Annotated in this window: 10 protein-coding genes; all 10 read right to left on the bottom strand. The window is 34.3% G+C overall.

What is annotated here, in order from left to right:
• Positions 1-445 (bottom strand): hypothetical protein (locus tag ACYQ21_RS14280; RefSeq protein ID WP_460059238.1); only part of this gene is annotated, 445 nt, incomplete at its 3' end.
• Positions 446-529: 84 nt separating this feature from the next.
• Entirely contained in the window at positions 530-973 is a 444-nt protein-coding gene (locus ACYQ21_RS14275) for a YrhA family protein (protein ID WP_460059237.1), read from the bottom strand.
• Positions 974-1,184: 211 nt separating this feature from the next.
• Positions 1,185-1,568, bottom strand: coding sequence for a DUF4176 domain-containing protein (locus tag ACYQ21_RS14270; protein WP_460059236.1), 384 nt, complete (start codon positions 1,566-1,568; stop codon positions 1,185-1,187).
• The gene (locus ACYQ21_RS14265; RefSeq protein WP_460059234.1) at positions 1,561-2,454 is read right to left on the bottom strand and encodes a DUF4176 domain-containing protein; all 894 of its coding nucleotides are present in this window, start codon (positions 2,452-2,454) and stop codon (positions 1,561-1,563) included. Before ACYQ21_RS14265 ends, ACYQ21_RS14270 begins: the two co-directional genes overlap by 8 nt.
• Positions 2,455-2,533: 79 nt before the next feature.
• Complete coding sequence (locus ACYQ21_RS14260) at positions 2,534-3,406, bottom strand: hypothetical protein (RefSeq protein WP_460059233.1); 873 nt, start codon at positions 3,404-3,406, stop codon at positions 2,534-2,536.
• Between the two features lie 2 nt (positions 3,407-3,408).
• Positions 3,409-4,980: a T7SS effector LXG polymorphic toxin gene (locus ACYQ21_RS14255; RefSeq protein WP_460059232.1), complete on the bottom strand. Its 1,572-nt coding sequence runs from the start codon at positions 4,978-4,980 to the stop codon at positions 3,409-3,411.
• Positions 4,977-5,237 carry a hypothetical protein gene (locus tag ACYQ21_RS14250; protein WP_460059231.1) on the bottom strand — a complete coding sequence of 87 codons (261 nt, stop codon included), beginning with the start codon at positions 5,235-5,237 and terminating at the stop codon, positions 4,977-4,979. Before ACYQ21_RS14250 ends, ACYQ21_RS14255 begins: the two co-directional genes overlap by 4 nt.
• 75 nt (positions 5,238-5,312) lie before the next feature.
• Complete coding sequence (locus ACYQ21_RS14245; RefSeq protein WP_460059230.1) at positions 5,313-5,630, bottom strand: hypothetical protein; 318 nt, start codon at positions 5,628-5,630, stop codon at positions 5,313-5,315.
• Positions 5,631-5,686: 56 nt separating this feature from the next.
• The gene (locus ACYQ21_RS14240) at positions 5,687-6,115 is read right to left on the bottom strand and encodes a DUF4176 domain-containing protein (RefSeq protein ID WP_460059228.1); all 429 of its coding nucleotides are present in this window, start codon (positions 6,113-6,115) and stop codon (positions 5,687-5,689) included.
• On the bottom strand, positions 6,108-6,635 hold a 528-nt coding region (locus ACYQ21_RS14235), incomplete at its 5' end, for a hypothetical protein (protein WP_460059227.1). The genes ACYQ21_RS14240 and ACYQ21_RS14235, both read right to left, overlap by 8 nt.

The raw sequence follows: 6,635 nt of genomic DNA, 5'->3' as shown, positions 1-6,635 counted from the left end.
TACTCAAATTTTGAAATTCTGGTAGTTGAGAAAAAGTACCTGTTTGATAACTTCTACCAACTTTAACATTTCCTATACTTTGTAACAACTGTTTAGTCGTCGCAATCATTTCTTCAACTTGATTAAAACCCGGATCCCAATTCTCATAGGCAGACCATGTACTTTGCTGGTCGCGTGCAATTCTCTGCATGGATTCAAGGTCCCTCCGTACATTCGAAATCGCATTTGCTCCTGCACCACCTAAACTAACCAAATGGCTAACCGAACCCGACACACGTCTCATATGATTTTCAAAACCATTCATGTGGGAAATCGCATTGTTTGTCCCTTTGATGTGAGCCTTTAAATCTTCATTGATAAGTCGGAAATTGCTATTCGTATCGACTTGCTTATAACCATTCCAATAAACACCTGTAGCTGTATGGAAAGTTTGAAGAGTGTTCAACAACTTCGCATTACCTAATCTCTAAGAAATATATTGATTTATAGCATACTTCAATACTTTCTTTTTCTGTTGTTCACTCAAATACTAATCTTCTAAACTCATTTCATTAAACACACCCTCTAGGAAATCATTAACATCTTCAAATTCTGCCATTAACTCTCCCGAAGGTTTATCTAAAATTTGATATTTTTTTTCATCAGGGAAATACACATACCAACTAATATTACCATCTCCCAAAATAAGATACTTCCTGAGTTCATCATTTGTATACCAATCAAGATTATTTTCTACCAAATCAGTTCGGCGATTACCTTCATTACACTCATAAAGTAAGACACCACCAAATCCAACCCCATTGGTCATTTCAAAAAAATATTTTAGCTCTGGTGGCAGTATTTTTTCAAGGTCTTGTCTTATTCTCAAAGAAAATTTCTCAAAATTATCGCTACTAATTCCTGACTGTATATCATAACCTATAATTCTTTGAAATTCATGAACTTTATCCAATTGTTTTTCCCAATTTATCATTCTATTTACCACCTTTCAAAGTTTTGGTAGGGTAAATAGGCGCTTCTATCATGGGCCAATCAACTATTCTTTCTTCGCCTATTCCCAAACCTTTTTTAACTACAGTTTGATAATTTGTGATTACTTTGTGATAAGGTTCGTTTTTTATTAAAACAAGATTACTAAAATCATTAGTCCCACTATCATCTAATGGTAACTGATGATGTTCTTATCAGTCAGCCATATCACGAAATTCATCAAAAGGATCAGACACTTTTTCTGGAATAGATTCAATTTCTTCCGTTTCTTCTGGAGCATCTGCCATCTCTTTTTTAAGGTCATCTTGCCACTTACCATAAATTTCAAGAAAGCGGGTTTCTTCTTCATCAGAGTAACCCTCAAAAACAACTTTATCAATGTTTTCATGATTAAAAAAGATAGTGGTTTCTGGATTCAATCCTGCCGGATATAAGACACCCATATAGTCCGCAAAAGTATCTCTTTCTGTTACTTGATCCGTATAAACAGCACCACGACCAACAACAACCAATTTTTGCAAACCTTCTTCGAGCAATACAACACTACCAAGTGGTAGTAACTTTTTAGTTTCAGACATTTGTTTTCTCCATTTTCTTTTCTAAATTTGTTCCTTTAATATGCTTATTAAAATATTTTTCGCCATACCATTCTAACTGTGATTTCTTTTCCCGTTCTCGATTTTCTTCTGGATATTTAAATTTGTAATAGCCATAAAGTAAATAAGGAAGGAATAGATACATCTCCATTATAACAATAGCAATATCTATGATGAGCCATAAAGCAATCACTCCTATAAAGCCCACAATATCTGTTCTAACACCTGTCGTTTCAGGAAAAATAAATTTCCATAAAGCAACGCCAATCACTGCTAACCAACCATATTTCATAAGAAATTTCATGATTCTTTGGATAAAATCATCTATTATTTCACTTTGGGTTTCAATAGCAAATAACTGTTTGTTTAGTGACCTCAACCTACTTCTGACTATTACATAGTAAACACTTCCTATTACAGTCATAAAAAACATAATCCCCCAAATAGTCATAGGGATAAGAAACATAGTGAGGAATAGTAAATTAACTTCAATTATCAACCAACGTAACATATTAGTAGTGTTAATGTACGCAAAGAAAAATTTAGTATTTTTACTTCTCTTAAATAATGTATATATCCATATTAAAATATATAGAGTAAACAAAATTAAAAACAATTTTATTGGTAAAAAATTAATTTTAGGCTGTGGAACTGGGCTAATGGTGTATGAGGTCTTTACACCATTAGTTACAAAAACAGCAATACCATATAAAATAGCAATAATAAGTACTGCCATTACTTTTAGCAGAATTGGCTTTTCTCTAGTTCCAAGCTGCTCAACATCTTTTATCATATACTTTACAGCATTATCATCTTGTAAAATTAAACTCTCTTCAAAACTAGCGGTCATAAACTTAGGTAATTTCATTACTACCACCCCAGCTTAATCTTTGGCAAACCAAGTGCATTTCCGATTGATTTACCAACATTTTGAATATCTCTTATCATCAGCCACCTCCTTTCTTTTCCAAAGAAGTTCCTTTGATACGCTTATTAAAATATTTCTCGCCATACCACTCTAACTGCGATTTGTTTTCCCATTCTCGATACTGTTCTGGATATTTCCATCTGTAATAAGCATAAAGTAAATATGGTAAGAATAAGTATATTTCAGCTATTACCAGCGCAATATTCACAATCAACCACATTGCAATGACGCCTATAAAGCCCACAATATCTGTTCGAACACCTGTTGTTTCAGGAAAAATAAATTTCCATAGCACAACGGCAATAACCACTATCCAACCATATCTCATGACTAATTTCATTGATTTTTGGATTAAATCATCTATTTTATCATTTTTTCTTTCAATATTAAATAGTTGCTTATTTAAAGCTCTTAACTTACTTCTACCCACTGCGTAACTTATTAGAGCTATCAGACCAAATAACACTACAACACCAAAGACGGTTAACGGAATAAACAAATATGTTAAAAAGAATAAATTGACCTCTATAACCAACCAAATCAGAAAGTTATTACTGTGAAAATGATATTTCTCTTGTTTCAAGTAAAATACTTTGTTTTTATTTAACAAAAATATGCTAGACAGCCATAAAATCAATAACAACCAAAATAACCATTGTGGTAAAAAATTAATTGTAGGTATAGGTACTGGACTATCTGGGTCGTGGTGATAATAAAAATAGGTCATCCCATATAAAAGAGCTATCGCTGGTAAAACTAAAAAGAGTTTTAACACAGGTCTTTTATAGAGTTCCTTTGGATCTCCTTTTTTTATCATATAGTCAATCAAACTGTCGTCTTGTAAAATTAAACTCTCTTCAAAACTAGCGGTCATAAACTTAGGTAATTTCATTACTACCACCCCAGCTTAATCTTCGGCAAACCAAGTGCATTCCCGATTGATTTACCAACATTTTGAATATTTTTACAAGCGCTTTTTACAGTGTCAATCCCTTGACTAACTCCCTTACCAATAGCTTCTTTACCTTTATCATAAAGTTTATATGCCCCATCTTTAATATCATCATATAAATTGGGATTAATGAGTTGAGCTACTACATTTGCTGTCCCTAAAAATGCTCCCACGCCCATTCCAACAGGTCCAAGTGGTGCTAAAAGAGTCATGCCCTCAAGTGGTCCAATGCTCTTAATCGTTTCTATTCCACCACCGATTATTCCTTTGCCAATACTACCAGTTTTACCATACTCATCTATACCACTTGATACAAACGTAATACCTAACTGCGCATAAGTCGCAACACTCGCAACTTTTCCTAAACCTTTGGCAGCCCCAGAATTTTGAAGTCCTTTTACAAGTTTTGAATTTTTTAATCCTTCACTTACGTAAGTTTTGAATGGAGAAGTAAATTTATTGAAATTTTCATAAGCTTTACCTAGTGTATCAATCTTAGGTAACCATCTACCTTTAGAGACCGCCTGACCAAAAGCCTCAAATTTTGCAAGGGCATTTATCAATTTTGTTTGTTGCCCCCTTGAGAGGTATTTTTCTGCCAATAGCCAGAATTCATCATTCCCAAGTAATTTTTTAACAACATTTTCAGGATAAGCCTTTAACAACATCTCGAATCGTTTAATATTATCACTTTTTCCACCTTTCAGTGGTTTCAGAAGTTTCTCTACTTCTTTATACAAATCCAAATAAGCATTAGTTGACCCACCAGCCTGCACTTTTTTAGTTTTTGAATCAAGTTGGTTCATCCAGTCTGTTATGGCGCCACTATTCTTTTGATTATAAGCACCCATCTGAGCTGAAAGATTACTCAATGACGCATATCCCGATAGATTAAAGAAACCGCCTTTAGTATAAGACCTACCAACTGAGATGTTACCAATTTCATTAAGTAAGCCTTTAATTGTGGCTATCATTTCCTCAACTTGATTAAGACCGGGATCACAGTTTTCATAATGCGACCATCTATCTGCTTGCTCTCTCGCAATTCTTTGCATATCTTCAAGATCATGTCGTACATTCGCAATCGCACCTGCACCTGCATCCCCTAACGAAACAATGTGATTCACTGAACTCGCAACTTGTCTTATATGATTTTCAAAACCATCCATGTGATGAATCGCATTTTTTGTATCTTGAACGTGCGATTTAAAATCTTCATTAATTAATTTAAAATTACCAGACGAATCCACTTGATTATAACCATTCCAGTAAACAGCTGAGGCTGTTTGGAATGTTGTTACCGCCGTGATTAAAGCCTCTATCAGATTTAAATGAACTTCTGAGATGTAAGCCTTCATGTTGTCCGCACCATTACCATAGATTTGCTTGGTACTTGCTAAATTTGACAAGCCTTGACTCAAACTATTCAGTCTAGTTGTCCGACTATTAAGTCCCTTATTTAAACCGGGTGCCTGTCCTTGCCAGCTACTTGCAAAAAATATATTAACGCTCATTGGCTATCCTTTCTGTCTTCAGTTTCTATTTTGACTCCTAGTTGCTCAAATTCTTTGACATCTCTTTGTGCAAGTTGTCCATATTTAGCAATAATACTTGATAGATCGTTATAGATTTTTGAAACTCGCTTTGACTGAGTTGTATTCAAGTTATCATGACGACTCCAACCATCTTTTGTATTTGCGACTGATGAGGTTAAATTAGAAACTTTGACCGTCTCTGTATGATAACCTGATTTGACTCCTCTTGTTGACATATCTACGTTCCTTCACGTCTTGGTCTCTATCAAGCTTTACGATTCATCATATTTACAGCACTAACGTTATATTAATCAAAACCTGATAACATTCCATGCCTGAGCTACCACATCTGGATGCTTAACCGCATCAATCGTATTAACTAATGAATACTGTCGACTTTTGCACTCGCTAATTGATTGTTCAATGCTACTTTTAGCCCTATTTAATTGAGATTTAGCGCTTTCAAGTTTATCATTATACTGATTTTTCTTTTGTCCAGACCAACGACCACTTCCTGCTTTTTTTAATGTTTGAATCCGATAGTTTTGCAAATCACTACTGATATGCTTAAATTGAGTGATTGCAGTTGCTAATGCTTGGATTCTGCTTAATGTATAATAGGGATCCATAGTTTATTCCTCCATTTTTATAGAATTAGTTTTAGAATACCTCTAACCAAATAACATCATCTTAATTTTCTTTTTCTAAGTTTGTAAAATGGATCATTGGGATATTCAAGTTCTGTTTTTTCTTGAATCGGCGGTGTAGTAGATACAGCATTGGAAGTACTTGCTTTAGGTTGTGTAATTGTTGCCACATTTTCTTCAATAGGTTTAGGAGCTACACCAGCTTTTTCAAGTTGTTGCTTAGAAAAATCATTATCTAGGTCGTCCTCATACCCTGAATGCTCGACTTTTGTGATTGCTTTCTCTTCTATCACTATCTTTTTGTATCCCCCACCATCACCATAAGGATGTGGGATACCTCTATAAGCGGTTGTCATTTCACCTGTTTCTTGCTTTCTGAATATTCTCGCTACAATAACATATTTACTATCATCATCTTTGATACTCACTGCTGTACCAAGTGGCAAAAGTTTTGAATCTTTAGACATCTGATGCCCCACTTTCTTTTGGTAGTTTAATCTGCTCATAAACAGCACCACCTTTAATCGTATAAAACGCTTCATAAAGTTGAAGTTCTGGCTCTTGAGAATAGGTTTGACCTTTAAGTAAAGGAGAATCATAAACTCTAGCACCAATCAAACCTGAGAACTTCAATGGTCGGATAAGTTTCGCAATCTCCTCAAATGATTTAGCAATATACTCATGTGGTGTGAAGATAATAAAATTCAACCCTACTTTACTGCTAGCTTTCAAAGCTAAAACAAAGTCCTCTGCCTTTAGATTTGTTTTTAAAATAAAATCAGAGAGATTGCTAATAATGAGTGTCATTGGGACACCTATTTCTTTTTTTTTCAAAAGTTTGATATAACCAACAATACCTACCACTATCTCTTTGGCATCGTTCTTATCTGTGATGTGTGTAATCTTTTGCGACAATGGATTTTTTTCAATCGTCTCCTCAAAACTTTCATCAAAATCTACAAGTATTACTTCCGTTGAAGATTTGTT

It is taken from the genome of Pseudolactococcus yaeyamensis, from assembly GCF_054658615.1.
Note: the sequence above shows the minus strand (reverse complement) of the source record. Positions and strands in the feature narration are given on the sequence as shown.